The sequence below is a fragment of the Micromonospora siamensis genome (genome assembly GCF_900090305.1).
Lineage (GTDB): Bacteria > Actinomycetota > Actinomycetes > Mycobacteriales > Micromonosporaceae > Micromonospora > Micromonospora siamensis.
In genome coordinates, this window is record NZ_LT607751.1 from 3,612,068 (window position 1) to 3,638,462 (window position 26,395).

The window sequence follows — 26,395 nt, forward strand, 5'->3', positions numbered from 1 at the left end:
TGCCGTACGGTGCTCGCCGTGACCGCGCACGATCATGTTCCGCCCGGCCCCGTCGCCGTGCTCGCCAACCCCACCGCCGGCCGGGGCCGGCACCGGGGGCTGCTGCCCGAGGTGCTGAAGCGGCTGGCCGACGGGGGGCGTCCCGTCGAACTGCTCCCGGCGGCCACCCCGCAGGAGGCGGAGGCGGCCTGCCACGCGGCGGTCGCCGCCGGCGCCGGCGCCCTGGTCGCGGTCGGCGGTGACGGCACGGTGCACCGGGCGCTGCAGGCGGTCGCCGGCACCGCCGTGCCGTTCGGGCCGGTCCCGGCCGGCACCGGCAACGACTTCGCCGTCGAGACCGGCTTCCCGGCCGACCCGCTCGCCGCCGCCGAGGCGATCGCCGCGGCGCTGCGCGAGGGCCGCAGCCGACCGGTCGACCTGGCCCGGATGACCACCGCCGACGGCGGTGACCGCTGGTACGGCGCGGTGCTCGCCGCCGGCTTCGACGCGATCGTCAACGAGCGCGCCAACCGGATGCGCCGTCCCCGCGGCCCCCGCCGGTACGACCTGGCGATCCTGGTGGAGCTGGCCCGGCTGCGCCCGCGCCGCTACGTGCTGCGGCTCGACGGCGAGGAGCACCGGGTCGACGCGGTGCTGGTGGCCGTCGGGAACTGCGCCAGCTACGGCGGTGGGATGCGGATCTGCCCGGCCGCCGACCCGACCGACGGGCTGCTGGACGTGGTGGTGGGCGGGGAGTTCGACCGGCGCACCCTGATCCGGGTGAAACCGCGGATCTACCGGGGCACCCACGTCTCCCATCCGCTGGTGCGCAGCTACCGGGCCCGTACGGTCGAGGTGGCCGCCGAGGGCATCACCACGTACGCCGACGGCGAGCGTTCGCTGGACCTGCCGGTGCGGATCAGCGCGGTGCCGGCGGCGGTGCGGCTGCTGCGCTGACCGGTGGCGGCGGCGCCTTCGCGGGCCCGCCGGCGCGGACCGCACCGATGCTGGCGGCGATCACCAGTGCGATGGCGACCATCTCGCGGACGTGGAGCGCCTGCCCGAGCACCAGCCAGCCGGCCAGGGCGGCGATCGCCGGCCCCAGGCTCATCAGCACGGCGAAGGTGGCGGTGGGCAGCCGGCGCAGCGCCAGCAGCTCCAACGTGTACGGCAGGACCGAGGCGAGCAGCGCCAACCCGGCGCCGAGCCCGAGCACGGCCGGATGCCAGAGCCGGGCGCCGGCGTCCAGCAGCCCGATCGGCAGGGTCACCAGCGCCGCCACCGCGAGCGCGAGGGCCAGGCCGTCGGCGCGGGGGAACCGTCCGCCGACCCGCGCCGAGCAGACGATGTACGCCGCCCACAGCGCCCCGGCGCCGAGCGCCAGCGCCGCGCCCACCGGGTCGAGGCGTTCGAAGCCACCCTGGCCGAGCAGGGCCACCCCGGCCAGGGCCAGGCCCGCCCAGCACCAGGCGGCGAGCCGGCGGGCGGCGAACACCGACAGCGCGAGCGGGCCGAGCACCTCCAGGGTGACCGCCGGACCGAGCGGGATCCGCTCGATCGCGTGGTAGAAGATCGAGTTCATTCCGGCCAGGGCCAGCCCGAAGGCGGCCACCGCCGCCCAGTCCGCGCGGTCGTGCCCGCGCAGCCGGGGCCGGCAGACCAGCAGCATCACCAGCGCCCCGAGGGTCAGCCGCAGCGTCACCGCACCGGACACCCCGGTGCGGGGGAAGATCGACGCGGCGACCGCCGAGCCGAACTGCACCGACAGCGCCCCGCCGAGCACCAGCCCGATCGCGCCGATCCGCCCACTCCCGGCCCGGCCGGTGGCGCTCGGCCCGGACGCCGGCGGGCCCGCGACGCTCGGCCCGGTTCCCCCCGGGCCCGCGACGCTCGGCCCGGTTCCCGCCGGGCCGGGGGCGGGGATCGACGCGGAACGGGCGGCATGGCTCACCCCTGCGAGGCTAGGCCCGGCACCCCACGGCGCACACCGCGCCCCGCCCGATGGTGCCGTCCGTCGCCCACCCTCGGCCGCCCAGCAGCGTTGATCATGAAGTTGGCGGCGATGTGGATCTGGCGGTTTCTAGGCTTCAGTGCAACTGATCTTGGTTGGGCTGGAGGTGCTGGTGGCGAGGCCGGGTGTGTTGACGTTCGGGCATCGGCAGGTGTTGGAGCATTTGTGGGGGGTTGGTCGGACGATCTCGCAGATCGCGGGGGTTCTCGGGGTGCCGGTGTGCACGGTGTCGCGGGAGGTGGCGCGGAACAACAGTGCGCGGCACGGGACGAAGAACCCGCTGGGGCGGTCACTGCCGCATGGGCGGGGGCGCCGCCCGTATCGGTGGGGTTATCAGGCGCAGTGGGCGCAGCGGCGGGCTGACGCGGCCAGGCGGCGGCCGGCGAGGGCGAAGCTGGCGGTCGGTACGCGGCTGCGGCAGGTGGTGGCGGGGAAACTGGCCCGTAGGTGGTCTCCGAAGCAGATCGCCGCGTGGTTGCGGGCCACGTTCGCCGACCGGCCGGAGTTGCAGGTGTCCCACGAGACGATCTACCAGGCGATCTACGTGCAGTCGCGAGGCAATCTGAGGGCCGAGTTGACCCGGCAGGTAGCGCTACGGTCGGGACGCGCCCAGCGGCGTCCGCAGTCACGTGCCGCGGGCGCCGCTCGCCGTCGGCGGCCCTGGATCGCAGACCTGCACATCAGCACCCGGCCCGCGGAGGTCACCGACCGGGCGGTGCCCGGGCACTGGGAAGGTGACCTGGTCATCGGCAAGGCCGGCGCCTCAGCGATCGTGACCCTGGTGGAACGAGCCACCCGTTACGTGATGCTCGGCGCCCTACCCCACGGCCGCGACAGCGAAGCCGTCATCGGTGTGCTCACCAACCTGGCCACCCGCATGCCCACGCACCTGCGCCGGTCGCTGACCTGGGACCAAGGCGTGGAAATGGCCACCCACCCCGTGTTCACCGTCGCCACCGGCTGCCCGGTCTACTTCTGCGACCCCCACAGCCCCTGGCAACGCGGCACCAACGAAAACACCAACGGGCTGCTACGCCAGTACTTCCCCAAGAGCAGCTACGACTTCCGCACCATCGACCAGAACGGCTTGGACGAGGTCGCCCACGAACTCAACACCCGCCCCCGACAGACGCTGGACTGGAACACCCCAGCCCAGCGTCTGGCTCACCTCATCACCGCCTAACGATTGCACTCACCCCTTGACCCCGCCTCTCTTTCGGTGCCGCAAACTTCATGATCAACCAGATGTGGCGGTGGGTCCGGGGGGAGGGGGTGAGCCGAGGCGGGCCAGCCACTCGTCCAGGAGGGCGCGTTCGGCGGGCGTGAGGTCGGTGGCGAGGGTGGGCAGGGCGGCGCGGAGGGCGACGGCGTGGCGTACCGCCGGCTGGGGACGGTGGGCGCGGGCCAGCGCGCTGTCGCTGCAGACGGCGGCCAGCATCGCCTCCCGGGTGGTCGGCGACAGCTGCGGATCGCGGTCGGGCTCCGGGGTCTGGATCAGGGTGAGGGTGACCCCGCAGGCGGCCGCGTGGATCATGGCGGCGGCCCGGTCCACACCGGTACGCAGCCGGCCGGCCTCGGCCACCCGGGTGACCAGTTGGCGCAGGATGTCGGCGGCGACCCGGGCGGCGGTGCTCTGCACGCCGGGGCGGGGATCGCCGTACATCAGCGTGTGGAAGGCGGGGTTCGCGACGCCGAACTCGACCTGCATGTCCCAGCCGGCGCGCAGGTCGTCGACCGGATCGGCGGCCGGCTCGCGGGCGGCCTGGGCGTGCAGGTACGCGGCGAAGCCGTAGCTCGCCGCCGCGTCCAGCAGGCCCCGCATGTCGCCGAACTGGCGGTAGATGGTGGGGGCCTGCACGCCGGCGGCGCGGGTCACCGCCCGGGTGGAGACGGCGTCCCGGCCGCCCTCGGCGAGCAGCGTGGCGGCGGCCCGCACGATCCGGTCCCGGGGTGAGCTGTCCAGCGTGTTCACGACAGCGACGATAACGCCGAGGGGTTAGCGCCGCCCGTTAACGCGAGAGCTGTTCCTCGGTTATCGGTGCTAACGATCAGTCGCGTAGGGCCAGGTCAAGGACCGCGCCGAGGCCGTTGCTGCGACCGGGGTCGGCGCAGGGCAGCACCAGCACCGCGCAGCCGGCGTGCACCGCGCCGGCGTCTGCCGGCGTGTCGCCCACCATCAGCGCGTGCTCCGGGTCGACGCCGAGCATCCCGCAGGCGCGCAGGAAGATCCCCGGGTCGGGCTTGCAGCGCCCCACCTCGTACGACAGGGCGTAGGCGTCGACCAGGTCGGCCAGCCCCCAGGCGGCCACCAGCGGCCGGACGTCGAAGCCGACGTTGCTCACCACCGCCACCTTGACGCCGGCCTGACGCAGGCCCTTGAGCACCGCCTCGACGTCCGGGTACGGCACCCAGCCCTCGGGCACCAGCACCCGCTCGTAGAGCGCCTCGGCCAGTCCGTCGATGCCGGCGTCGACGGTGGCGGCCAGGCCGGTGTACGCGCCGCGGTGCGCGTACTCGTAGAGGTCCCGGTCGGCCCAGAGCTCGGCGAGCGGCGGTGGCACCCGGGTCGGCATCGGCCCGCCGGCCCGGCCGGCGATGAGCAGCCGGTCGGCCAGCACGGTGGCCCGGGCCCGCTCCAGGGTCACCCCGCACGTGGCCGCGGCGGCGGTGACCCAGTCGCGGGCGTCCTCCACCTGGGCCAGGGTGCCGTGGAAGTCGAAGAGCACGGCCTCCACCGGTCGGCGGGGCACCCGCGGGTCGACGGCGTCGTCGGCGTCCCCCGGGGTGGGATCGTGGGTGTATCGGGCATGGTCCGGCACGCCGTGCACCCTACCGACCGCCCCGGACGGTCCGTCCGGACGCCTTGCCGGGTGGCATGTCGGCGCACGCATTAATCTTGGTGACATGTCGAGTCCCGCCGAGCGGTACGCCGCGGCGCGCCGCCGGGCCGCGTACGCATCCGAGTTCCCGGCCCTGGACGAGTTCGCCCGCGATCTGGGGTTCGACCTGGACGACTTCCAGCGGGAGGCGTGCCAGTCCCTGGAGCGGGGCAGCGGCGTGCTGGTCTGCGCCCCGACCGGCGCCGGCAAGACGGTGGTGGGCGAGTTCGCCGTACACCTTGCCCTGCGTGGCACGCCCGCGCAGCCGTCGGTGGCCGACGGTGGTCCGTCCGGCACCACCCGGCGCAAGTGCTTCTACACCACGCCGATCAAGGCGCTGTCCAACCAGAAGTACCACGACCTGGTCGACCGGTACGGCGCCGAGCAGGTCGGCCTGCTCACCGGCGACAACGCGATCAACGGCGACGCGCCGGTGGTGGTGATGACCACCGAGGTGCTGCGCAACATGCTCTACGCCGGCTCCAGCACCCTCGAGGGCCTCGCCTACGTGGTGATGGACGAGGTGCACTACCTGGCCGACCGGTTCCGCGGCGGGGTGTGGGAAGAGGTGATCATCCACCTGCCCGCCTCGGTCACCCTGGTCTCGCTGTCGGCGACCGTCTCCAACGCCGAGGAGTTCGCCGACTGGCTGGTCACCGTGCGCGGCGAGACAGCCGTGGTGGTCAGTGAGCACCGGCCCGTCCCGCTGTGGCAGCACATGCTGGTCGGCAAGCGGATGTTCGACCTGTTCCACGACGCCGACGCGGCGCGCAAGCACGACGTGCACCCGGAGCTGCTGCGCTACACCCGGGACACGGTGCGCCGCCTCGAGCTGGGCGAGGGGCGCAGCGCCGGCCCGGGCGGCGGACGCCGTGGCCCCCGGTGGCGCGGCCCGATGCGCCCGGACATCGTCGACCGGCTGGACCGGGAGGGCCTGCTGCCGGCGATCCTGTTCATCTTCAGCCGGGCCGGCTGCGCCGCCGCCGTGCAGCAGTGCCTCGCCGCCGGCCTGCGGCTGACCTCACCGGAGGAGCGGGCCGAGATCCGCCGGGTGGTCGAGTCCCGGGTCACCGCCATCCCCGGCGAGGACCTGTCGGTGCTCGGCTACTGGGAGTGGCTCGACGGCCTGGAGCGCGGCCTGGCCGCCCACCACGCCGGCATGCTGCCGGTGTTCAAGGAGATCGTCGAGGAGCTCTTCGTCCGCGGCCTGGTCAAGGCGGTCTTCGCCACCGAGACCCTGGCGCTGGGCATCAACATGCCGGCCCGCTGCGTGGTGCTGGAACGCCTGGTCAAGTACAACGGCGAGGCGCACGTCGACCTGACCCCGGGGGAGTACACGCAGCTCACCGGGCGGGCCGGCCGGCGGGGCATCGACGTCGAGGGGCACGCGGTCGTGGTCTGGTCGCCGGAGACCGACCCCCGGCACGTCGCCGGCCTGGCCTCCACCCGCACCTACCCGCTGCGGTCCAGCTTCCGGCCGTCGTACAACATGGCGGTCAACCTGGTCGGGACGGTCGGCGCGGAGCCGGCCCGGGCGCTGCTGGAGTCGTCGTTCGCCCAGTTCCAGGCGGACCGGTCGGTGGTCGGCCTGGCCCGGCAGGTGCAGCGCAACACCGAGACCATGGAGGCGTACGGCGCGGAGGCGGCCTGCCACCACGGCGACTTCGACGAGTACTTCGCACTGCGGGTGGCGATCACCGAGCGGGAACGCGCCATCGCCCGGCAGGGGCAGACCCAGCGCAAGGCGGCCGCCGTGGCGTCGCTGGAGCGGCTGCGGGTCGGTGACGTGATCCGGGTGCCGTCCGGGCGGCGGGCCGGTCTCGCCGTGGTGCTCGACCCGGCCACCGGAGGCTTCGGCGAGCCGCGCCCGCTGGTGCTCACCCAGGACCGCTGGGCCGGCCGGGTCAGCCCCGGCGACTTCACCACCCCGGCCGAGGTGCTCGCCCGGATCCGGGTGCCGAAGCACTTCAACCACCGCTCGCCGGCCGCCCGTAGGGACCTGGCCGCGGAGGTCAGCGGCACCGGCCTGGACCGGCACGGCGGTCGCCGGGGCGGCCGGTCCCGGCAGGCCGCCGGGGAGGACCACCGGCTCAGCCAGCTCCGTGGCGAGTTGCGCCGGCACCCGTGCCACTCCTGCCCGGAGCGGGAGGAGCACGCCCGCTGGGCGGAGCGGCGGCGCCGGCTGGAACGCGACACCGAGGAGCTGCGGCAGCGGGTCGCCGGGCGGACCGGTTCGCTGGCCCGTACCTTCGACCGGATCGTGGCGCTGCTGACCGCCCGCGGTTACCTCGCCGCGGAGGGCACGGTCACCGACGCGGGCCGGATGCTCGGCCGGATCTGGACCGAGGCTGACCTGCTGGTCGCCGAGTGCCTGCGGCGTGGCGTCTGGGACGGGCTCTCCCCGGCCGAGCTGGCCGCCGCCGTGTCGGTGGTGGTGTTCGAGGCGCGCCGGGACGTCGACGAGCGGGCCGGGCTGCCGCGCGGTCCGGTCTCCGACGCGGTCGGCGAGACGCTCAAGCTGTGGGGCGAGATCGAGACCGACGAGGCCGACCGTGGGCTGGCGGGCACCCGCGAGCCGGACCTCGGCTTCGCCTGGCCGATCTACCGCTGGGCCCGGGGCGAGCCGCTGGCCAAGGTGCTGGCCAGCGGCCACCAGATCGAGGGCGAGATGCCGGCCGGCGACTTCGTCCGGTGGGCACGCCAGGTCGTCGACCTGTTGGGCCAGCTCGCCGACTCCGGCGGCGCGTCGGTCGAGCTGCGGGCCACCGCCCGCCAGGCGATCGCCGCGGTGAACCGGGGAGTGCTCGCGTACCACGTCGGATGATGGTCACTATCGGTCATCGGTAGTCCCGCCGACGGGACTGCGCAGGGTTACCGCGACAGCACCCCCCGAATTGTCCGGGGGGTGCCGTCGCGGCTGCTGGCGGCCTCACCGATCATTGTCCGGGCGCGACTGCTACGCGCCGGTAGCTCTCTGGGGGGAAGCCGCGGTGGCGGAGATCAATCACTTTGAGTACGGATGGATCACACCGGCGCTCAGCTACGCGCTGTCGGTGCTCGGGTCCTTCCTCGGGCTGGTCTGCGCCGGCCGGATCCGTACCGCCTCGACCGCCGGCCAGCGCGCCTGGTGGGGTCTGCTCGCCGCCTGGGCGATCGGCGGCACGGCCATCTGGGCCATGCACTTCATGGCCATGCTCGGCTTCGCCGTGGCCGGCACCCGCATCCGGTACGACATCCCGATCACCGCGGCCAGCACCCTGATCGCGGTGACCGGCGTCGGTGTCGGGCTGGCCATCGTCGGCACCGGCCGCCTCTCGGCGCCCCGACTGCTGGTCGGCGGCCTGTTCACCGGCGCCGGCGTCGCGGCCATGCACTACACCGGCATGGCGGCCATGCGGCTGGACGGCACCCTCGGGTACGACCCGACCCGGGTGGCCCTGTCGGTCGTCATCGCCCTGGTCGCGGCCACCGTCGCGCTCTGGCTGTCGATGACCGTCCGGCGTGGCCTGGCGCTGGCCGCCTCCGCCCTGGTGATGGGGATCGCCGTCAACGGCATGCACTTCACCGGGATGAGCGCGCTCTCGGTGCACCTGCACGAGCGGCGCGGCGAGCTGACCGGCACCGAGGTCAGCGGCCTGCTGGTGCCGATCGTGCTCGCGGTCATCTTCGGCGTGGTCGGGCTGATCTACGCGCTGCTCGCCGCGCCGACCGACGAGGACCGGGCCGGATTCGCCTACGTGGACGGGCGCCTCGCGCCGGACCCGGCCGGGCCGGCGCCCGCCGCGCCGCCGCAGCCCGCCCCGGACCCGGTCGGCCTGCGCGCCCGCTCCACCCTCGGCCAGCCCGGCACGCCGTTCCCGTCGCGGCGCGACACCACGCCCCGCTGATCGCCGCGCCACCGCCGCCTTCGGGGGCCGGCGCTGCGCGGGGCCGGTCCACTGGGCAGACTGGGCCGATGCCCGCCGCCCCCATCCCCGCCCACCGTCGTCGCAGCCGTGTTCCCGTGGCCGTCATCGCCCTGCTCGCCGTCGCGGCCACCGCCGGCGCCTGGACGCTGCGGGACCGGATGGTGGGCGACGGTTCCGCCCAGTCGGCCGGCCGACCCACCGCCGCGCCGTCCGGCACCGCCGCGCCGTCCGGCACCGTCGCGGCGGCTGGCACCGACTGCGCCGGGCGGGCCGTCCGGGCGACCCGTGAGCTGCGCGGCATGTGGATCACCACGGTGAACAACATCGACTGGCCGAGCAAGCCCGGGCTGCCGACCGAGACCGTCCAGGCCGAGTTCCGCGGCTGGCTGGACCTGGCCGTGCGGCACCACCACAACGCCGTGTTCGTGCACGTCCGGCCGAGCGGGGACGCGCTCTGGCCCTCGGCGTACGCGCCGTGGTCGCAGTGGCTGACCGGCCGCCGGGACGGTCGTGATCCGGGCTGGGACCCGATGGAGTTCATGGTCGCCGAGGCGCACGCCCGCAACCTGGAGTTCCACGCCTGGTTCAACCCGTACCGGGGTGGACAGCCGGCCACCGTGGGTGGTCCCGGGCCGCGGCTGGACCAGCTCGCGCCGGACCACCCGCTGCGCAAGCACCCGGAGTGGGTGGTCACCTACCCCAGCGCCGACAAGCCCGGCAGCCGGCTGTACTTCAACCCCGGGGTGCCCGAGGCACGCCGGTTCGTCGAGGACGCCATGCTGGAGGCGGTCGGCCGGTACGACGTCGACGGGGTGCACTTCGACGACTTCTTCTACCCGTACCCGGAGGCCGGTCAGGACTTCCCGGACGGCCCGGCGTTCGCCCGCTACGGCCGCGGGTTCGCCGACCGGGACGCCTGGCGGCGGGAGAACGTGAACACGCTGGTCCGGGAGATGAGCGAGCGGATCAAGGCGATCAAGCCGTGGGTGAAGTTCGGCATCAGCCCCTTCGGCATCTGGCGCAACGCGCGTACCGACCCGGCCGGCTCGGCCACCGCCGGCCTGCAGAGCTACGACGACATCCACGCCGACACCCGCCTGTGGGTACGCCGGCAGTGGCTGGACTACGTCGTACCGCAGCTCTACTGGCACATCGGCTTCGACAAGGCCGACTACGCGAAGCTGCTGCCCTGGTGGGCGGCGACCGTGCGGGGCACCCGCGTGCAGCTCTGGATCGGCCAGGCCGACTACCGGGTCGGCGAGCGCGGCGCCTGGAGCGACCCGGCGGAGCTGGACCGTCAGCTCGCGCTGAACCGCCGTTACCCGGTCAGCGGCAGCGTCCACTTCAGCGCCGCCCAGGTACGCGCCGACCGGCTCGGCGCGGTCGGCCGCTACAGCCGGGCGCACTACGCCGAACCCGCGCTGGTGCCCACGATGGCGCAGCTGCCGGCGGCCCCGCCGGCCGCCCCGACGCTGACCGGGGCGCGTCGGGACGGCACCGGCGGGGTGGCGCTGACCTGGCGGGGGGAGGGCGCCACCAGCTTCGCCGTCTACCGGGTGGACGCCGACGGCGCCCGGCTGGTCGGCACCACCCGGTCGGCCGCCTGGGTCGACGGCACCGCCCCGGCCGGTGGGTCGCTGTCGTACTGCGTGTCCGGACTGGACCGCAGCGGCAACGAGGGCGGCCTGAGCGCGGCGGCGCCGGTCGCCGCGGCCGGCGGCTGACCGGGCGGCGGCGTCACCGGGCCAGCAGGCGGCGCAGCTCCCGGCTGACCTCCGCGGGTGCCTGCTCGGCCATGAAGTGCCCCGCCTTCGTGGTGACGTGGGCGAGGTCCGGGGCCCAGGCCCGCCAGAGCGCGTCCGCGTCGTAGCCGAGCACGGCGCCCCAGTCCTGCTGCACGACGGTGACCGGCATGGTGAGCCGGTTCCCGGCCGCCCGGTCGGCCCGGTCGTGGTCGACGTCGATCCCGGCCGAGGCGCGGTAGTCGGCGACGATCGACGGGACCGCCTCGCGGGACGCCCGCAGGTACTCGGCGCGTACCGCCGCCGGGATGGCGTCGGGGTTGCCGCCCCAGAGGTCGAGGAAGTGGCCGAAGAACGCATCGGCGCTGGCGCTGATCATCTGCTCGGGCAGGCCGGGCGGCTGGGCCATCAGGTAGAGGTGGAAGGCGACCGCCGCGCCGGCGCCGTGCAGGACGTCCCACATGTCCAGGGTGGGCAGCACGTCGAGGGCGGCGAGGTGGGTGATCGCGTCCGGGTGGTCCAGGCCGGCGCGGACGGCGACCAGGGCACCCCGGTCGTGGCCGGCGAGGGCGAACCGCTCGTGGCCGAGCCGCCGGGCCAGGGTCACCACGTCGGCGGCCATGGTCCGCTTCGCGTACGTGTCGGCGTCGCGCGCGACGGGCTTGTCGCTGTCGCCGTAGCCGCGCAGGTCCGGGCAGATCACCGTGTGGTCGGCGGCCAGGTCGGCGGCGACGTGCCGCCACATCAGGTGGGTCTGCGGGAAGCCGTGCAGCAGCACGACCGGGCTGCCCGAGCCGCCCACCGCCACGTTGAGCGTCACGTCGTCGTCGACGGCGACCCGCTGGTACTCGAAGTCGGGGATGGTGATGGTCATGCTGGGGTCCTTCCGCTGGTCGGGTGGGCTGCGACCAGCCTGCCGAGCGCCGATGAGCAACCGATGAGCGCGCTACGGTGATCTCCGGTGGGAGGTGGTCCGGTGGAGGTCCGGTTCGGGGTGCTGGGACCGGTGCTGGCCTGGGACGACGCCGGCGTGCCGATCGACCTGAGGGGGCCGGCGCACCGGGCCGTCCTGGCCCGCCTGGTGGTCGCCCGCGGGCACGTCGTACCCGTCGGGCGCCTCGTCGACGACCTGTGGGACGAACCGCCGGCGGGCGGAGTGGGCGCGGTCCGCACCTTCGTGGCGGCGCTGCGCCGCGCGCTGGAGCCGCGACGCCCACCCCGGCAGCCGGCCCGGCTGCTGGTCACCGAGGGCCCCGGGTACGCGCTGCGGGCACCCGCCGACGCGGTGGACGCCTGGTGGTTCGAGGCGCGGGTCGGCCGGGCTGCGCAGGCCGCGCCGCAGCGGGCGCTGGAGGTGCTCGACGAGGCACTGGGCCGCTGGCGGGGCCCGGCGTACGCCGACTTCGCCGACGCGCCGTGGGCCCGGGCGGAGCGGCACCGGCTCGACCAGCTCCGGTTGCAGGCGGTCGAGCTGCGGGCCGGAACGCTGCTCACGCTCGGACGGGCCGCCGAGGTGGTGCCGGACCTGGACGCCCAGGTGGCCGAGCATCCGTGGCGGGAGGAGTCGTGGCGGCTGCTGGCCCTGGCCCTGTACCGGGCCGGCCGCCAGGGCGACGCCCTCGCGGTGCTGCGCCGCGCCCGGGAACTGCTCCGCGACCAGCTCGGGGTGGATCCGGGCCCGCGCCTGCGCCAGGCGGAGACCGACATCCTGCGCCAGGCCGACCAGCCGGCCGACGGCGCCGCGGAGCGGATCTGGGCGAAGGCCGCCGCGACGTACGACCGGGCGGTGGCCGCCGGTGCCCGGGGGCGACTGGAGTCCACGGTCGGCCTGCTGCGCAGCCTGGCGGTGGCCGGTGCGGGCGGTCTGACCGCCGCGCGCGAACAGCGGTACCCGGCCATCGCCGCCGCCGAGCGGCTCGGCGACCCGGAGCTGACCGCGCGGGTGATCGGCGGCTACGACGTGCCGGCGATCTGGACCCGCTCGGACGACCCGGCGCAGGCCGCCCGGATCGTGGACGCGGCGGAACGGGCGCTGGCCGGCCTCGACCCCGGCTCGCCCGACGGCGCCCGGGCCCGCCTGCTGGCCACCATCGCGGTGGAGTCCCGGGGCACCCGGGCGGACCGTGGGCCGCAGGCCGCCCGGGAGGCGGAGCGGATGGCGCGGGCACTGGGCGATCCGGCCCTGCTGGCGTTCACCCTCAACGGCGTGTGGATGCAGACCTTCCACCGGGCGGGCCTGGCCCCCGAGCGGGACGCTATCGGCGCCGAACTCGTGGCGCTGTCCAGCCGGCACGGGCTGACCACGTACGAGATACTCGGCCACCTGGTCCGCCTCCAGGCCCGGGGCGCGCTCGGCGACCTCACCGGCGCCGACGAGCACGCGGCGGCCGTGGACCGGCTCGCCGAGCGGGACGAGCGGCCGCTGGCCGGGGTGTTCACCCGGTGGTACCGGGCCATGCGGCTGGCCGCGACCGGTGCGGCCGTGCCGCGGGCGCGGGACGCCTACCGGGAGGCGGCGGCACACCTCGACGGCGCCGGCATGCCCGGCGTCGAGCGGGGCCTGCTCCCGCTGGCCCTGCTCTGCCTGGACACCTGGCACGGGCAGCCGACCGCCCTCGACGAGGACACCGACTGGGGGCCGTACGCGCCCTGGGCCCGTCCGCTGGTGCTGCTGGCGCGGGACCGTCCCGCCGACGCCGCGCGGGCCCTGCGCCGGACCCCGCAGCCGCCACGCGACCTGCTCTTCGAGGCGCTGTGGGTGCTCACCGGCGAGGCCGCGATCCGGCTCGACGACCGCGCGAGGATGCGCCGGGCCCGCGACGAACTCACCCCGGCCGTCGGCGAGCTGGCCGGGGCGGGCAGCGGCATGCTGACCGTCGGCCCGGTCGCGCACCACCTCGACCGGCTCACCGCCGCCCTGGGCTGAGCCGTCCGGTGGCGTGCCCGGCGACGCGGAGGGCCGCGGTCCGGCTCAGCCGCAGCCGCCGCGCTCGCGCAGCCAGCGGGGGAAGTCCGTCGCGACGATGCGCTCGTCGTGCACGCCGGACGCGGCGTCGGAGGCCAGCCACACGACGGGCGGGCCCATCACCGCCGGATCCAGGAACGTCCGACCGCCGTCCCCGGCGTCGGAGGACAGCATCCCGGTGGCGGTCGCGCCCCCGGGCAGCAGCAGGTTGACCGTCACGCCGGTGCCGCGCAGGTCGGCGGCCATGATCCGGGACAGCGCCTCGCTTCCGGCGCGGGAGGGTCCGTACGGGACGAAACCGGCCCGGTGCATGGTCGACTCGTTCACCGAGATGGTGACGATGCGTCCGGCGCCGGCGGCCAGCATCCGCGGCGTCACCGCGCGTGCCACCAGGAAGTAGCCGGTCAGGTTGGTCTCGACCACCGCGCGGAAGCCGTCGACCGGCACCTCCCAGAAGCCCCGTGGCCGGGTCATGAACTGCGGGTTGACCGTACGCATCCCGATCCCGGCGTTGTTCACCAGCATGTCGATGCCGCCGAGCCGGCTCCAGGCCTCGTCGACCGCCCGGGTCACCGACGACTCGTCACGTACGTCCAGCTCGACACCGACCGCACCGGGCAACCCGGCGGCCACGGCATCCGCCCGCCGGCCGGACCGGCCGGTCAGCGCGACCGTCGCCCCGGCCTCGGCCAAGGCCGTCGCCATGGCCAGCCCGAGTCCGCTGGTCCCACCGGTCACCAGCACCTTCATCCCGCGCTCCTCCCACCGGGCCCGACCACCGACGCTAGCGGTTGGAGTGCGCTCGAGGTCGAGAGGCGGCCGGCGCGCTTCCCGCCGTCCTGCGCCTGTCAGGCGGGTGGGCGCAGGCCGCCGACGAAGAGGGCGACCAGCTGGTTGCCGACCTCGGCGAAGCTCAGCGGCCCGTCCGGGTGGAACCAGGTGTGCGTGTTGCCCAGGGCGCTGAGGAAGGCATGGGTGATCACGGTGGCCGATACGTCGGTGCGGACCACGCCCCGGTCCTGTCCCTCGCGGACCAGGTCCCGGAACAGCTCGTGGTAGCGGCGGCGTTCCCGCCGGGTCGCCTCGGCCTGCTCGTCGTCGAGCAGGTGCGCCGAGCGGGCCCACACGGTCAGCTCGGCGGCGTGCGCGGCGGTGTGCGCGACGACGTCGAGGGCGGCGGCCCGCAGCCGCTCCTCGACCGGGTCGGCGCCGCCCGCGATCGTCGCCAGGCGCCGGGTCTGCTCGGCGAGCAGCTCCCGGTAGATGCTGGTGAGCAGCTCCGACTTCGAACCGAACCAGTGGTAGAGGGCGCCCTTGGTGACCTGTGCGGCCGCCACGATCTCCTGGACGCTGGTCGCCTCGTAGCCGCGCCGGGCGAACAGCTCGGTGGCGGCGGTGACGATGGCGTCCCGGGCCGAGCCGCGGGGGGCCCGCCGTCGTCCGGCCGGGGCGTCGGCCGCCGCCACGGTCACCGCGGTTCCAGCCGGCGGCGGATCTCCCGCCGGGCCACATCGCGCACGTGCACCTCGTCCGGGCCGTCGGCGATCCGCAGGGTACGCGCGCCGGCGTACATCCCGGCGAGGGGCACGTCGTCGGAGACGCCGGCGCCGCCGTGCACCTGGATGGCCCGGTCGAGCACGTCCAGGGCGACCCGCGGGGCGATCACCTTGATCGCGGCGATCTCGGTGCGGGCGGCCTTGGTGCCGTACCGGTCGATCATCCAGGCGGCCTTGAGGGTGAGCAGCCGGGCCTGCTCGATCGCCATCCGGGACTCGGCGATCTGCTGCTGCACCACGCCCTGCTCGGCGAGCGACCGGCCGAACGCGACCCGGCTCGCGGCGCGACGCACCATCAGCTCCAGGGCCCGCTCGGCCAGCCCGATCGCGCGCATGCAGTGATGGATGCGGCCGGGGCCGAGCCGGGCCTGGGCCAGGGCGAAGCCGCCGCCCTCCTCACCGAGCAGGTTGCCCACCGGCACCCGTACGTCGGTGAAGAGCACCTCGCCGTGGCCGTGCTGGTCGTGGTAGCCGAATACCGGCAGCGACCGGAGCACCTGGACGCCGGGGGTGTCCACCGGCACCAGGACCATCGACTGCTGCCGGTGGGTGTCGGCCGACGGGTCGGTCTTGCCCATCAGAATCATGATCTTGCAGCGCGGGTCGGCGATGCCGGTGGTCCACCACTTGCGGCCGTTGATCACGTACGAGTCGCCGTCGCGCTCGATCCGGGTGGAGATGTTGGTGGCGTCGCTGGAGGCGACGTCCGGCTCGGTCATCGCGAACGCCGAGCGGATCTGGCCGTCGAGCAGCGGACGCAGCCACTGTTCCTGCTGCTCGGGGGTGCCGAACATGTGCAGGATCTCCATGTTGCCGGTGTCCGGGGCGGCGCAGTTGGTGGCCTCCGGCGCGAGTTCGATGGAGCGGCCCATCAGCTCGGCGAGCGGGGCGTACTCGACGTTGGTGAGCCCGGACAGCGCCGGCAGGAAGAGGTTCCACAGGTCGCGGCGGCGGGCCTCGGTCTTGAGCTCCTCGACCACGGCGGGCAGCTGGTGCGGGGTGCCGGCGGCGGCCAGCTCGGCGCGCTGGGCGGCGTAGACCGGCTCGGCGGGATAGACATGCGCGTCCATGAAGTCCTGAAGTCGCGCCAGGTGCTCGGTGGCCCGGGCGGTCGGTTCGAAGTCCATGGCTTCCTCCCCATTGACGCGCATGTCGGCGGCTCGCTACCGTCGCCGGACGCCGAACATACCGGCTGGTCGGTATGGCGTCCAGAGCACAGCGAAGCAGGGAGCACCGACGTGAGCGTGATGGACCGGTTCCGCCTCGACGGGAAGGTCGCCGTGGTCACCGGCGCCTCGTCCGGCCTGGGGGTGTCGTTCGCCCGCGCGCTCGCCGAGGCCGGCGCCGACGTGGTCCTCGGGGCCCGCCGCGCCGACCGCCTGCCGCAGACCGGCGCGCTGGTCGAGGCCGCCGGCCGCCGGTACGCCGCCCGCGCCACCGACGTCACCGACCCGGCCGACTGCGAGGCGCTGATCGCCACCGCCGTCGACCACTTCGGACGAGTCGACGTGCTGGTCAACAACGCCGGCGTCGGCACCGCCGTACCGGCCACCCGGGAGACCCCGGACCAGTTCCGCTCGGTGGTCGACGTCAACCTGATGGGCAGCTACTGGATGGCCCAGGCGTTCGCCCGGGCGGCGCGCGACGGCGGTGCCGTGGTCAACGTCTCCAGCGTCATCGGGCTGCGCCCCGGCGGCATCCCGCAGGCCGCGTACGCCTCCAGCAAGGCCGCCGTGATCGGCCTGACCCGGGACCTGGCTGCCCAGTGGACCGGCCGCAAGGGCATCCGGGTCAACTGCCTCGCCCCCGGCTTCTTCCCGTCGGAGATGAGCGACCAGCTGGAGCCGGGCACCCTGGAGATGGTCAAGGCGCTCGCCCCGGCCGGCCGGCTCGGCGACCCCGAGGAGCTGGCCGCCACGCTGATCTGGCTGGCCAGCGACGCCTCGTCGTACGTCACCGGGGTGACCGTCCCGGTCGACGGCGGACTCGTGATGCCTTGACGAACGGCGGCGGCAGGGCGTAGACCAGCTCTCACGTTCCTCGATGCGTCCCACCCGGAGGAGATCCGATGAGCTTCAACCTCGCGACCATCCTCCGGGAGCCCCGCCGGGCCCATCCGGACAAGCCGCTGTGCCACCTGGGCGACCTGACCTTCAGCTACGCCCAGGTGGACGAGATCTCCGGTCGGGTCGCCGCGACCCTGCTCGCGTCGGGCCTGCGCCGCGGCGACAAGGTGGCCGTGCAGCTGCCGAACGTGCCGCAGTTCCTCTTCACCTACTTCGCCATCCTCAAGGCCGGGCTGGTGATGGTCCCGCTCAACCCGCTGCTGCGGGCCGGCGAGATCGCCTACCACCTGGCCGACTCGGACACCCGGGTCCTGGTCACCTTCGAACTCTTCGCCGACGAGGCGGTCAAGGGCGCGGCAGAGGTCGACGGCGTCACGACGTACGTGGTGAACCTGCCCGGCAGCGACCGCCGGCCCGACGGCACCCGCTCCTACGACGAGCTGTACGCCGCGCCGGACACCGGGGAGATCGTCCCGACCGACGCCGACGACACGGCGGTGCTGCTCTACACCAGCGGCACCACCGGCCGCCCCAAGGGCGCCGAGCTGACCCACTTCAACCTCTACATGAACTGCACCGTCGGCGGGGAGCTGTTCGGCTTCCGCGACGACGACATCGGCCTGGCGGTGCTGCCGCTGTTCCACGTCTTCGGCCTGTCCAGCGTGCTCAACGTGGCCGTCCGCTACGGCGGGACGGTCGTGCTGGTGCCCCGCTTCGAGGTGGACCCGGTGGTCGCCGCGATCGAACGGCACCGCTGCACGATCTTCTCCGGCGTACCCACGATGTACTTCGCCCTGGTGCAGGCGGACCTGACCGGGCGGGACCTGGGCTCGCTGCGGGTCGGCGTCTCCGGCGGCGCGGCGATCCCCGGCGAGGTGATCCGGGCCTTCGAGGAGAAGGTGCCGGGCGTGGTGATCCTGGAGGGGTACGGCCTGTCCGAGACGGCCAGCACCACCACCTTCAACATCAGCGCCGAGCAGCGCAAGGTGCTCTCGGTCGGCAAGCCCATCTGGGGTGTGCAGACCCGGGTCGTCGACGAGTCCGACCGGCCGCTGCCCGCCGGCCCCGACCACGTCGGCGAGATCGTGGTGCGCGGCCACAACGTCATGAAGGGGTACTACAAGAACCCCGAGGCGACCGCGGAGGCGATGCGCGGCGACTGGTTCCACACCGGAGACCTCGGGTACGCCGACGACGACGGTTACCTGTTCATCGTGGACCGCAAGAAGGACATGATCATCCGCGGTGGGTTCAACGTGTATCCGCGCGAGGTCGAGGAGGTGCTCTACGCCCACCCGGCGGTCGTCGAGGCCGCCGTGATCGGCCGCCCCGACGCCAAGCTCGGCGAGGAGGTCGTCGCCGTGCTCAGCCTCACCCCGGACGCCCAGGTCACGCCCGAGGAGCTGGTCGCCTGGTGCCGGGAGCGACTGGCGGCCTACAAGTACCCCCGCCAGGTGCGTGTCGTCGCCGAGCTGCCCAAGGGCCCCACCGGCAAGCTGCTCAAGCGGGAGCTCAAGAAGGAGCTGGGATGAGCCGGGTCGACACCGTCGCCGGGCCGGTCGACAGCGCCGACCTGGGCCGCACCTACATGCACGAGCACGTCTTCGTGCTCACCGCCGACGTCCAGGCCAACCACCCGCAGGAATGGGGGAGCGAGGAGGACCGGGTCGCCGACGCGGTGACGAAGCTGCGCGCCCTCGCCGCCCAGGGCGTCCGCACGGTCGTCGACCCCACGGTGGTAGGCCTCGGCCGCTACATCCCGCGCATCCAGCGCATCGCAGCGCAGGTGCCGGAGCTGAACCTCGTCGTCGCCACCGGCGTCTACACGTACGACAGCGTGCCGTTCTGGTTCCACCACCGCGGGCCGGCCCTGGCCGCGGTGCTCGGCGCCGAGCCGCCGGACCCGATGGTCGACCTGTTCGTCGCCGACATCACCGAGGGCATCGCCGGCACCGGCGTACGCGCCGGCATGCTCAAGTGCGCCATCGACGAGCCGGGCCTCACCGCGGGCGTCGAGCGGGTGATGCGCGCCGTCGCCCGCGCCCACCACGCCACCGGCACGCCGATCACCGTGCACACCCACCCGGGCACGCGGACGGCGCTTGACGTCCGGCGGGTGCTCTGCGACTCCGAGGGCGTCGACCCGGGGCGGATCGTGCTGGCCCACAGCGGCGACACCACCGACTGCGACCACCTCGCCGCCCTGGCCGACGCCGGCTTCGTCCTCGGCATGGACCGGTTCGGCCTCAACCTCGGGCCGACCACCTTCGAGACCCGCGCGGACACCCTGGTCGAGATGTGCCGACGCGGGTACGCCGAGCGGATGGTGCTGTCCCAGGACGCCTCCTGCTTCATCGACTGGATCGACCCGATGGTGATGCCGTTCCTGTCCCAGTGGCACTACCTGCACCTCGGGGAGGAGGTGCTGCCGTACGTCCGCGAGCGGGGGGTCACCGAGCAGCAGATCGACACCATGCTGGTGGCCAACCCGCGTCGGTTCTTCGAGGGCGGCTGACCGAAAACCCGTCCCGGGGCGGCCGGCCGGTCGTGTTCACTGTGCCGATGGATCGTCAGCGGCTCAGCAGCATCGCCCACACCCACCACCCGATCGCGGCGCCGATCTTCGGGGTCAACGTCAACCGGCTGCTGCGCCGGGCGGACCGGCGGCCGAACGCCCGCATCCTCGACCTCGGCTGCGGTGAGGCCGCCTGGGCCCTCCAGGCGCTCGCCCACTATCCCGACGGGCACGCCGACGGCGTCGACACCAGCCCGTACGCCCTGGAACGCGCCGCGGCGGCCGCCGCCGTACGCGGCCTCGCCGACCGGCTCACCCTGCACGAACGCGACGCCCGCGCGTACGTCCCCGACGGCGACCACGACCTGGTGATGTGCGTCGGGTCGACGCACGCGTTCGGCGGGTTCACCGAGACGCTGGAGCTCGCCGGCCGGCACGTCAACCCCGACGGCGTGCTGCTGGTCGGGGAGGGCTACTGGCAGGTGCCGCCCACGCCGGCGGCGCTGGCCGCGCTGGACGCCAAACCGGAGGACTTCACCGACCTCGCCGGACTGGTCGACACCGCCGAGCGGGCCGGCTGGACACCGATCTTCGCCCACCTGAGCACCGGCGCCGAGTGGGACGACTACGAGTGGTCGTGGGTGGGCTCGCTCACCGAGTGGGCGCTGGACAACCCCGGCCACCCCGACTCGGCCGGGGCGCTCGCCGTCGCCCGGGAGCACCGGGAGCAGTGGCTGCGCGGCTACCGCGACGTGCTGGGCTTCGCCACGCTGGTGCTGCGCCGCGGCTGACGGCCGGGGCGGCCGGTCGACCTGCGTCCCGGGCCGCCGGGCGGCCGGAACCGACCGGAGGTAGCGTGCGGGACGACGACGATCACCTGGGAGAGGCCGACCGATGCAGACGACGACGGTGGACGTGCCGACCGGCGACGGGGTCGCCGACGCGTACCTGGTGCGGCCGGACGGCGACGGGCCGTTCCCGGCGGTGCTGGTCTTCATGGACGCCTTCGGGCTGCGTCCCCGGATCGCCGAGATGGCGCAGCGGATCGCCGAGCGCGGCTACCTGGTGCTGGTGCCCAACCTGTTCCACCGGGCCGGCCGGGCCCCCCTGGTGGACCTGTCCGGGCTGGGCGACCCGGAGCAGCGGGCTGCCATCTTCGGGCGGCTGATGCCGTTCGTCACCGCGCTGACCCCCGAGCTGGTGCGCGCCGACGGCGGGGCGTACCTGGACTTCCTGGCCGCCCGCGACGACGTCGCGCCCGGGCCGGTGGCGATGGTGGGCTACTGCATGGGCGGCACCAACGCGCTGCGGGTCGCCGAGGCCCACCCGGACCGGGTGGCGGCGCTGGCCACCTTCCACGCCGGACGGGTGGTCACCGACGAGCCGGACAGCCCGCACCTGGGCGTCGGGTCGGTCCGCGCCGAGCTGTACCTGGCCCACGCCGACCAGGACGGGTCGATGACGCCCGAGCAGATCGCCACCCTGGAGAAGACCCTCGACTCCGCCGGCGTGCGCTACCGGTCGGAGCTCTACCCCGGGGCCCACCACGGCTTCACCATGGCCGACACCCCGGTATACGACGAGCGGGCCACGCAGCGGCACTGGGCGGCCCTGTTCGACCTGCTGGATCGCACCTTCGCCGGCTGAGGCGTTCCGGTGTACGCCGAACCGGTCGACTCCGCCCCCGCCCAGGCGTTCCGCCGCGCCACCCTGCGGCAGCGCTGGGAGGACCTCACCTTCGTGCACTGGGCGGTGCCGCCCGAGGTGGTCGCGCCGCTGCTGCCGGCCGGCACCCGCCCGGACACCGTCGACGGGTCGACCTACGTCGGCCTGATCGGTTTCCGGATGGTCGGGCTGGGACTCGGCGTCGGCCCCGGCGTGCCGTACCTCGGCAGCTTCGCCGAGACCAACGTCCGGCTCTACTCGGTCGACGGCACCGGACGGCGGGCGGTGGTGTTCCGGTCGCTGGACGCGTCCCGGCTGGTCCCGGTGCTGGTCGCCCGGGCCACGCTGCGACTGCCGTACCTCTGGTCGGCGATGCGGGTGGAGCGCGACGGCGACCGGTACGCCTACCGGTGCCGCCGCCGCTGGCCCGGTCCGCGCGGCACGACCAGCCGGCTGGCCGTGCGGGTCGGCGCGCCGATCGCGGAGCCGACCCCGCTGGAGCACTTCGTCACCGCCCGGTGGGGACTGCACACCCGGGCGTACGGGCGCACCCTGCACCTGCCGAACTGGCATCCGCGCTGGCCGCTGCACCGGGCCGAACTGCTGGACCTCGACGACGAACTGGTCACCGCCGCCGGCCTGCCCGCGCCGACCGGTGCGCCGGCCAGCGTGCTCTTCTCACCGGGCGTGCCGGTCCGGTTCGGCCCGCCGGTCGCGCTGCGCTGACCCGCCTCCCGTCGCCCGCCCGGACCCGCTCGCCGAGGCCGGCCCGGAGTCCCACGCGCCGAGATCAGCCCCGGGCCCCATGCGCCTGGAGCAGGCCCGCCGCCGACGCGCCGAGTCCAGCCCCCGGGGCGTGCCGGGGTCAGCCCCGGTCGGCGGCCAGGGCGTCGACCAGGCGGCGGCAGGAACCGGCCAGGTTCCACCGCTGGGCCAGGCTGAGCAGCCGGTCCGGGTCGGCCGGGGCGGTCGGCAGCGCGGTGGGCAGCGCCGGCAGCGGCACGTCCAGCGCCACCCGCACCACCTTCGGCGCGACGGCCAGGTAGTCCCGGGCGGCGTCGAGCTTGCCGCGCAGCCCGGGCGCGAAGCCGGAGGCGGGGTCGTCGAGGGCGGCCAGGATGCCGTCGAGGCCGCCGTACCGGTCGATCAGCCGGGCGGCGGTCTTCTCGCCCACGCCCGGCACGCCGGGCAGGCCGTCGCTCGGGTCGCCGCGCAGCGCCGCGAAGTCGGCGTACCGGTCGGCGGGGACGCCGTAGCGGGCGCGCACCGCGGCGTCGTCGCAGTCGTCCAGCTTGGCCACCCCCCGCCCGATGTAGAGCAGCCGGGTCGGGTGGGCGTCGTCGACCAGCTGGAACAGGTCCCGGTCGCCGGAGACCACCTCGACCGGGCCGGGCTGGGTGACCGACAGGGTGCCCAGCACGTCGTCGGCCTCGTAGCCGTCGGCGCCGACGGCGGTGATGCCGATCGCGTCGAGGACCTCCAGGATCACCGGCACCTGCGGGGACAGCGTGTCCGGCACCACCTCGCCGCCCTCCGGCGCGACCCGGTGCGCCTTGTACGACGGCAGCAGCTCCACCCGCCACTGCGGCCGCCAGTCGTGGTCCAGCGCGCAGACCATCCGGTCGGGCCGGCGGGTGCGGACCAGCTGGGCGAGCATGTCGAGGAAACCGCGGACGGCGTTGACGGGCTGGCCGTCCTGCGTCCGGGCGGCCGACTCGGGCACGCCGAAGTAGGCCCGGAAGTAGAGGCTGGGGGAGTCGATCAGCAGGATCGGGGAGCGCTGTGCCACGCCGACAGCCTGGCACAGCGGTACGACGACGTGGGGGACGGCCGGGGCGGGCGGGTCACCGGTCGTCGCGCCGGTACAGCGTCTGCCGCCGGGCCAGGCGTTGCAGGGCGTAGCTGGCCACCAGCAGGATCACCGCCAGCGCCACCTCGACCCCGGCGACGGTGCCCCGGGCCACGGTGAGGCCCAGCGCGAGCAGCGCCAACCCCGCCACGGCCAGGATGCCGGCGATCAGCAGCCGGCGCCGGCGTACGCCGCCACGGCCGTCGCGCTGCCCGGTCGTCATCGTCGGTGCCCCTCCCGTCCTGCTGACCACGCTATCGGCGGCGACCGGCGCGCGGGGCGATAACCGCTCGGTCATGGGCGCACCGGCGGGCAGACTGCACCGATGGTGTTCGTACCCGGGCTGGTCCTCGCCCGCCGTTTCCACGACGAGGCCGTCGCCCCGCTGCTGACCCGGCGCCTGCCCGGCCTCGACCACGCCGCCGGCCTGCTCGACGGCGGCTCCGAGCTGCTCGGCCTGGACACCGAACGCTCCACCGACCACGACTGGGGTCCGCGCGTGCAGCTCTTCGTCGCCGACGCCACCGACGCCGAGCGGGTACGGGCGGTGCTGGACGACGGGCTGCCGGCGCGGTTCCTGGGCTGGCCGACCCGGTTCGCCGGTGGCCCGAGCACCCGCCTCGGGGTGGCCGCCCCGGACGGCGACCGGCACGGGGTGACCGTGGACGACCTCGGCGGCTGGCTACGCGGCCGGCTCGGCTTCGACCCGCGCGACGGGATGGGCGCCGACGACTGGCTCTCGGTGCCCACCCAGCGGCTGGCCGAACTGACCGGCGGCGCGGTCTTCTCCGACGGGCTGGGCGGGGCGCTCACCGCCGTCCGGGACCGGCTGGCCTGGTATCCGGACGACGTGTGGCGGCACGTGGTGGCCGCCGCCTGGACCCGGATCGGGCAGGCCGAGCACCTGCCCGGGCGGTGCGCCGAGGTGGGCGACGAGCTGGGCAGCCGGGTGGTGACCGCCGGGCTGGCCCGCGACCTGATGCGGCTGGGTCTGCTGCTGCACCGCCGCTGGCCCCCGTACGACAAGTGGCTCGGCAGCGTCTTCGCCCGGCTGCCGGGCGCGGCGCCGGTGGTCGACGCGCTGGCCCGGGCGCTCGGGCCGGAAGGCTGGTCCGACCGGCAGGCCGGCCTGGCCCGGGCCCTGGAGATCGTCGCCGGGTGGACGAACGACCGTGGGCTGGCCGCGCCGGTGGCGCCGACCGCCCGGCCCTTCCACGGCCGGCCGTTCCTGGTGCTCGGCGGCGACCGGTTCGCCGCCGCGCTGCGCGCCGCGATCAGCGACCCGGATCTGCGGGACCGGCCGCTGGTGGGGGCCGTCGACCAGTTCGTGGACAACGTGGACGTGCTCACCCACCCGGACCGGGTCCGCCCGGTGGCGGCGGTGCTCACCCGGGGTCGGCCCCCGGACCGGCCGGCCCGTTAGGCGACTTCCGTCCCGCCGGGTGGCCCGTCGAGCAGCGGCCAGACCTCGACCACGCCGTGGGCCACGGCGCACGGCGTCCGGGCGGCCATCTCCACCGCCGCCTGGAGGCTGTCGGCCTCGATCACCGCGAACCCGGCCATCGGCAGGGCGGAGGACAGGAAGGCGCCCTCCCGGATCTCGGTCCCGGCCGCGTCGTGGTTACGGACCTGGACCGGGGTGCCGGCCAGGCCCATCCGCACGCCTGCGGCGCGCAGCTGGTCGTCGTGCGCGTGCGCAGCGTCCCGTACGGCCGGGTCGGTGCGGTCGTAGCCGTCCCGGTCGCCGTAGCCGATGGTGATGAAGGTGGGCACGGTGCTACTCCGTTCCTGGGTGTGCGTCGACGGCCCGCCCCATCCGGGTGACGGCCTCGGTGAGCAGGTCCGGCGAGGTGGCGAAGTTGAGCCGGACGAAGCCGGTGCCGCCGGTGCCGAAGACGTGCCCGGAGCTCAGGGCGACCCGCGCCCGGTCCAGGAACATCCGGGCCGGTCCGGCGAGGTCGCTGGCCACGCCGGGCCCGTCGCCGTGCTCGGTGGCCACGCCCAGCGCCGTGCAGTCCAGCCAGGCGAGGTAGGTGCCCTCGGGACGGTGGTAGCCGACGGTGGGCAGGTGTGTGGCCAGCAGCTCGGCCAGCAGCGCGCGGTTGGCGGCCAGGCCGTCGAGGAGCAGGTCGAGCCACTGCTCCCCGGCCCGGAACGCGGCCGTGTGCGCGAGGATGCCCAGGTGGCTGGGGCCGTGGCCGACCTCCTCCGGCATCCGGCGCAGGTCCGCGACGGCACGCGGCCCGGCGACCGCGAGCGCCGCCTTGAGGCCGGCGAGGTTCCACGCCTTCGACGCCGAGACCAGGGCGAAGGCGCTCTCCGCGCCGGCGACCGTGAGGTACGGGACGAAGCGCGCCCCGGGCAGCGCCAGCGGAGCGTGGATCTCGTCGGAGATCACCCGCACCCCGTGCCGGTCGGCCAGCTCGGCGACCGCCTCGAGTTCGTCGCGGCGGTGCACGACGCCGGTCGGGTTGTGCGGGTTGCACAGCAGGAACGCCGGCCGCCGGCCGTGGGCCCGGGCCGCCCGGAACGCCTCGTCCAGCGCGGCCGGGTCCAGCCGCAGGTCGGGGCCGAGCGGCGCCTCGATCACCCGCCGGTCGGCGTGGCTGACGAAGGCGTAGAAGGGCGGGTAGACGGGGGAGCAGACCACCACCGCGTCCTGCGGCCCGGTCACCAGCCGCAGTACCTCCACGACGCCCAGCATCACGTCGGGTACCAGCGCGGTGTGGTCGACCCGGAAGTCCGTCCACCCCCAGCGCCGGGCGGCGAAGTCGCCGAGCGCCTCGGCGTACGCCGTGCCGTGCGGATAGCCGGTGTCGCCGAGGTCGACCGCGCGGCGCAGCGTCTCGGCCACCGGCGGCGCCAGCGGCACGTCCATCTCGGCCACCCACAGGGGAAGCACGTCGGCGGGGTGCATCCGCCACTTCACGCTGGTGCGCTGCCGCAGCTGCGCCAACGAGAGCTGGGTGAGCGGGTTCTGCCCGGGCGGGGCGGTGGAGCCTCCCATGCCGCCACCCTAGGCGTACCCGGGCGTGGCCGCCCGCCGTGACCGCGCGGAGAACGTGGTTGGTTTCCCGGCCGGCGCGGCCTATGGTGGGCCGCATGTGTGCGGCCGGCCTGCGTCTGCGCGCCGCCGTCGGCACGGCGGCGGCGGTTCCGGCTGCCCAGCGCCACGCCGTTCCCGCGATCCGGCCGGTGCCGCCGACCGCCGCCGGCCGCGGTCCCCCGGAAGATCCGATCTTTCTCCGCAACGGCCGTCC

Annotated in this window: 24 protein-coding genes; 13 read left to right on the forward strand and 11 right to left on the reverse strand. The window is 74.9% G+C overall.

The genetic code is table 11. The features are described from left to right. Positions 1-9 precede the first annotated feature (9 nt). A complete protein-coding gene (locus GA0074704_RS16695) occupies positions 10-936 on the forward strand; it encodes a diacylglycerol kinase (RefSeq protein ID WP_088971365.1) in 927 nt (308 codons plus the stop codon). On the opposite strand, the gene GA0074704_RS16700 is transcribed toward GA0074704_RS16695, so the two are convergent. Beyond that, entirely contained in the window at positions 899-1,930 is a 1,032-nt protein-coding gene (locus tag GA0074704_RS16700) for an EamA family transporter (protein WP_377471110.1), read from the reverse strand. The two genes, GA0074704_RS16695 and GA0074704_RS16700, sit on opposite strands and share 38 nt — an antisense overlap. Positions 1,931-2,069: 139 nt before the next feature. Between GA0074704_RS16700 and GA0074704_RS16705 the strand changes: the two genes are divergently transcribed. Beyond that, entirely contained in the window at positions 2,070-3,173 is a 1,104-nt protein-coding gene (locus GA0074704_RS16705) for an IS30 family transposase (RefSeq protein ID WP_088971366.1), read from the forward strand. Between the two features lie 54 nt (positions 3,174-3,227). Here GA0074704_RS16705 and GA0074704_RS16710 read toward each other — a convergent pair whose 3' ends face one another. Together GA0074704_RS16710 and GA0074704_RS16715 are read right to left on the reverse strand one after the other, a co-directional pair. Further along, on the reverse strand, positions 3,228-3,962 hold the full coding sequence (locus GA0074704_RS16710) for a TetR/AcrR family transcriptional regulator (protein ID WP_231926482.1): 735 nt from the start codon (positions 3,960-3,962) through the stop codon (positions 3,228-3,230). A 76-nt stretch (positions 3,963-4,038) separates the two neighbouring features. Then, positions 4,039-4,809, reverse strand: coding sequence for an HAD family hydrolase (locus GA0074704_RS16715; RefSeq protein ID WP_377472145.1), 771 nt, complete (start codon positions 4,807-4,809; stop codon positions 4,039-4,041). Positions 4,810-4,894: 85 nt separating this feature from the next. On the opposite strand from GA0074704_RS16715, the gene GA0074704_RS16720 reads away from it, so the two are divergent. The 3 genes from GA0074704_RS16720 (at position 4,895) to GA0074704_RS16730 (ending at position 10,501) form a co-directional block, all read left to right on the forward strand. Continuing rightward, positions 4,895-7,693 (forward strand): DEAD/DEAH box helicase, encoded by a 2,799-nt coding sequence (locus GA0074704_RS16720; RefSeq protein WP_088971368.1) that lies wholly within the window; start codon positions 4,895-4,897, stop codon positions 7,691-7,693. 166 nt (positions 7,694-7,859) lie between these two features. After that, positions 7,860-8,756 (forward strand): MHYT domain-containing protein, encoded by an 897-nt coding sequence (locus tag GA0074704_RS16725; protein WP_088971369.1) that lies wholly within the window; start codon positions 7,860-7,862, stop codon positions 8,754-8,756. Between the two features lie 68 nt (positions 8,757-8,824). Continuing rightward, a complete protein-coding gene (locus tag GA0074704_RS16730) occupies positions 8,825-10,501 on the forward strand; it encodes a glycoside hydrolase family 10 protein (protein WP_231926484.1) in 1,677 nt (558 codons plus the stop codon). 13 nt (positions 10,502-10,514) lie between these two features. Here GA0074704_RS16730 and GA0074704_RS16735 read toward each other — a convergent pair whose 3' ends face one another. Further along, positions 10,515-11,393, reverse strand: a complete 879-nt coding sequence (locus GA0074704_RS16735) for an alpha/beta fold hydrolase (protein ID WP_088971370.1) — start codon at positions 11,391-11,393, stop codon at positions 10,515-10,517. Between the two features lie 87 nt (positions 11,394-11,480). Between GA0074704_RS16735 and GA0074704_RS16740 the strand changes: the two genes are divergently transcribed. Continuing rightward, positions 11,481-13,445, forward strand: coding sequence for an AfsR/SARP family transcriptional regulator (locus GA0074704_RS16740; protein ID WP_231926486.1), 1,965 nt, complete (start codon positions 11,481-11,483; stop codon positions 13,443-13,445). 45 nt (positions 13,446-13,490) lie between these two features. On the opposite strand, the gene GA0074704_RS16745 is transcribed toward GA0074704_RS16740, so the two are convergent. From GA0074704_RS16745 to GA0074704_RS16755, 3 genes are all read right to left on the reverse strand, one after another. Beyond that, on the reverse strand, positions 13,491-14,234 hold the full coding sequence (locus tag GA0074704_RS16745) for an SDR family NAD(P)-dependent oxidoreductase (RefSeq protein WP_088971371.1): 744 nt from the start codon (positions 14,232-14,234) through the stop codon (positions 13,491-13,493). A 98-nt stretch (positions 14,235-14,332) separates the two neighbouring features. Continuing rightward, the gene (locus tag GA0074704_RS16750) at positions 14,333-14,956 is read right to left on the reverse strand and encodes a TetR/AcrR family transcriptional regulator (RefSeq protein ID WP_197697540.1); all 624 of its coding nucleotides are present in this window, start codon (positions 14,954-14,956) and stop codon (positions 14,333-14,335) included. Beyond that, positions 14,953-16,167 carry an acyl-CoA dehydrogenase family protein gene (locus tag GA0074704_RS16755; protein WP_088971372.1) on the reverse strand — a complete coding sequence of 405 codons (1,215 nt, stop codon included), beginning with the start codon at positions 16,165-16,167 and terminating at the stop codon, positions 14,953-14,955. The genes GA0074704_RS16750 and GA0074704_RS16755 overlap by 4 nt, the downstream gene beginning before the upstream one ends. A 120-nt stretch (positions 16,168-16,287) precedes the next feature. Between GA0074704_RS16755 and GA0074704_RS16760 the strand changes: the two genes are divergently transcribed. The 6 genes from GA0074704_RS16760 (at position 16,288) to GA0074704_RS16785 (ending at position 22,012) form a co-directional block, all read left to right on the forward strand. Continuing rightward, positions 16,288-17,040: an SDR family NAD(P)-dependent oxidoreductase gene (locus GA0074704_RS16760; RefSeq protein WP_231926928.1), complete on the forward strand. Its 753-nt coding sequence runs from the start codon at positions 16,288-16,290 to the stop codon at positions 17,038-17,040. A 68-nt stretch (positions 17,041-17,108) separates the two neighbouring features. Continuing rightward, the gene (locus GA0074704_RS16765; protein WP_088971374.1) at positions 17,109-18,638 is read left to right on the forward strand and encodes a long-chain-fatty-acid--CoA ligase; all 1,530 of its coding nucleotides are present in this window, start codon (positions 17,109-17,111) and stop codon (positions 18,636-18,638) included. Further along, entirely contained in the window at positions 18,635-19,621 is a 987-nt protein-coding gene (locus GA0074704_RS16770; protein WP_088971375.1) for a phosphotriesterase family protein, read from the forward strand. The genes GA0074704_RS16765 and GA0074704_RS16770 overlap by 4 nt, the downstream gene beginning before the upstream one ends. A gap of 47 nt (positions 19,622-19,668) precedes the next feature. Beyond that, positions 19,669-20,412: an SAM-dependent methyltransferase gene (locus tag GA0074704_RS16775; RefSeq protein WP_088973746.1), complete on the forward strand. Its 744-nt coding sequence runs from the start codon at positions 19,669-19,671 to the stop codon at positions 20,410-20,412. A 103-nt stretch (positions 20,413-20,515) separates the two neighbouring features. Beyond that, entirely contained in the window at positions 20,516-21,268 is a 753-nt protein-coding gene (locus tag GA0074704_RS16780) for a dienelactone hydrolase family protein (RefSeq protein ID WP_088971376.1), read from the forward strand. Between the two features lie 9 nt (positions 21,269-21,277). Continuing rightward, positions 21,278-22,012 (forward strand): YqjF family protein, encoded by a 735-nt coding sequence (locus GA0074704_RS16785; RefSeq protein WP_088971377.1) that lies wholly within the window; start codon positions 21,278-21,280, stop codon positions 22,010-22,012. A gap of 139 nt (positions 22,013-22,151) precedes the next feature. Here the strand turns inward: GA0074704_RS16785 and GA0074704_RS16790 are convergent, their stop codons facing one another. Next, positions 22,152-23,075 (reverse strand): 5'-3' exonuclease, encoded by a 924-nt coding sequence (locus GA0074704_RS16790; RefSeq protein ID WP_088971378.1) that lies wholly within the window; start codon positions 23,073-23,075, stop codon positions 22,152-22,154. 55 nt (positions 23,076-23,130) lie between these two features. After that, complete coding sequence (locus GA0074704_RS16795; RefSeq protein WP_088971379.1) at positions 23,131-23,358, reverse strand: hypothetical protein; 228 nt, start codon at positions 23,356-23,358, stop codon at positions 23,131-23,133. Positions 23,359-23,460: 102 nt separating this feature from the next. Here GA0074704_RS16795 and GA0074704_RS16800 point away from each other — a divergent pair, with 102 nt between their 5' ends. Next, positions 23,461-24,558 (forward strand): DUF4037 domain-containing protein, encoded by a 1,098-nt coding sequence (locus tag GA0074704_RS16800; RefSeq protein ID WP_088971380.1) that lies wholly within the window; start codon positions 23,461-23,463, stop codon positions 24,556-24,558. On the opposite strand, the gene GA0074704_RS16805 is transcribed toward GA0074704_RS16800, so the two are convergent. Then, positions 24,555-24,908, reverse strand: coding sequence for a YciI family protein (locus GA0074704_RS16805; protein ID WP_088971381.1), 354 nt, complete (start codon positions 24,906-24,908; stop codon positions 24,555-24,557). The two genes, GA0074704_RS16800 and GA0074704_RS16805, sit on opposite strands and share 4 nt — an antisense overlap. Before the next feature lie 4 nt (positions 24,909-24,912). Next, positions 24,913-26,142: a MalY/PatB family protein gene (locus GA0074704_RS16810; RefSeq protein ID WP_088971382.1), complete on the reverse strand. Its 1,230-nt coding sequence runs from the start codon at positions 26,140-26,142 to the stop codon at positions 24,913-24,915. Positions 26,143-26,395 lie beyond the last annotated feature (253 nt).

Bases quoted from the DNA above. Each gene is read 5' to 3' on its own strand.
- GA0074704_RS16775 (WP_088973746.1), top strand. From the start codon at position 19,669: ATGGATCGTCAGCGGCTCAGCAGCATCGCCCACACCCACCACCCGATC.
- GA0074704_RS16735 (WP_088971370.1), bottom strand. From the start codon at position 11,393: ATGACCATCACCATCCCCGACTTCGAGTACCAGCGGGTCGCCGTCGAC.
- GA0074704_RS16755 (WP_088971372.1), bottom strand. From the start codon at position 16,167: ATGGACTTCGAACCGACCGCCCGGGCCACCGAGCACCTGGCGCGACTT.
- GA0074704_RS16730 (WP_231926484.1), top strand. From the start codon at position 8,825: ATGCCCGCCGCCCCCATCCCCGCCCACCGTCGTCGCAGCCGTGTTCCC.
- GA0074704_RS16800 (WP_088971380.1), top strand. From the start codon at position 23,461: ATGGTGTTCGTACCCGGGCTGGTCCTCGCCCGCCGTTTCCACGACGAG.
- GA0074704_RS16795 (WP_088971379.1), bottom strand. From the start codon at position 23,358: ATGACGACCGGGCAGCGCGACGGCCGTGGCGGCGTACGCCGGCGCCGG.
- GA0074704_RS16760 (WP_231926928.1), top strand. From the start codon at position 16,288: ATGGACCGGTTCCGCCTCGACGGGAAGGTCGCCGTGGTCACCGGCGCC.
- GA0074704_RS16770 (WP_088971375.1), top strand. From the start codon at position 18,635: ATGAGCCGGGTCGACACCGTCGCCGGGCCGGTCGACAGCGCCGACCTG.
- GA0074704_RS16780 (WP_088971376.1), top strand. From the start codon at position 20,516: ATGCAGACGACGACGGTGGACGTGCCGACCGGCGACGGGGTCGCCGAC.
- GA0074704_RS16745 (WP_088971371.1), bottom strand. From the start codon at position 14,234: ATGAAGGTGCTGGTGACCGGTGGGACCAGCGGACTCGGGCTGGCCATG.
- GA0074704_RS16810 (WP_088971382.1), bottom strand. From the start codon at position 26,142: ATGGGAGGCTCCACCGCCCCGCCCGGGCAGAACCCGCTCACCCAGCTC.
- GA0074704_RS16765 (WP_088971374.1), top strand. From the start codon at position 17,109: ATGAGCTTCAACCTCGCGACCATCCTCCGGGAGCCCCGCCGGGCCCAT.
- GA0074704_RS16720 (WP_088971368.1), top strand. From the start codon at position 4,895: ATGTCGAGTCCCGCCGAGCGGTACGCCGCGGCGCGCCGCCGGGCCGCG.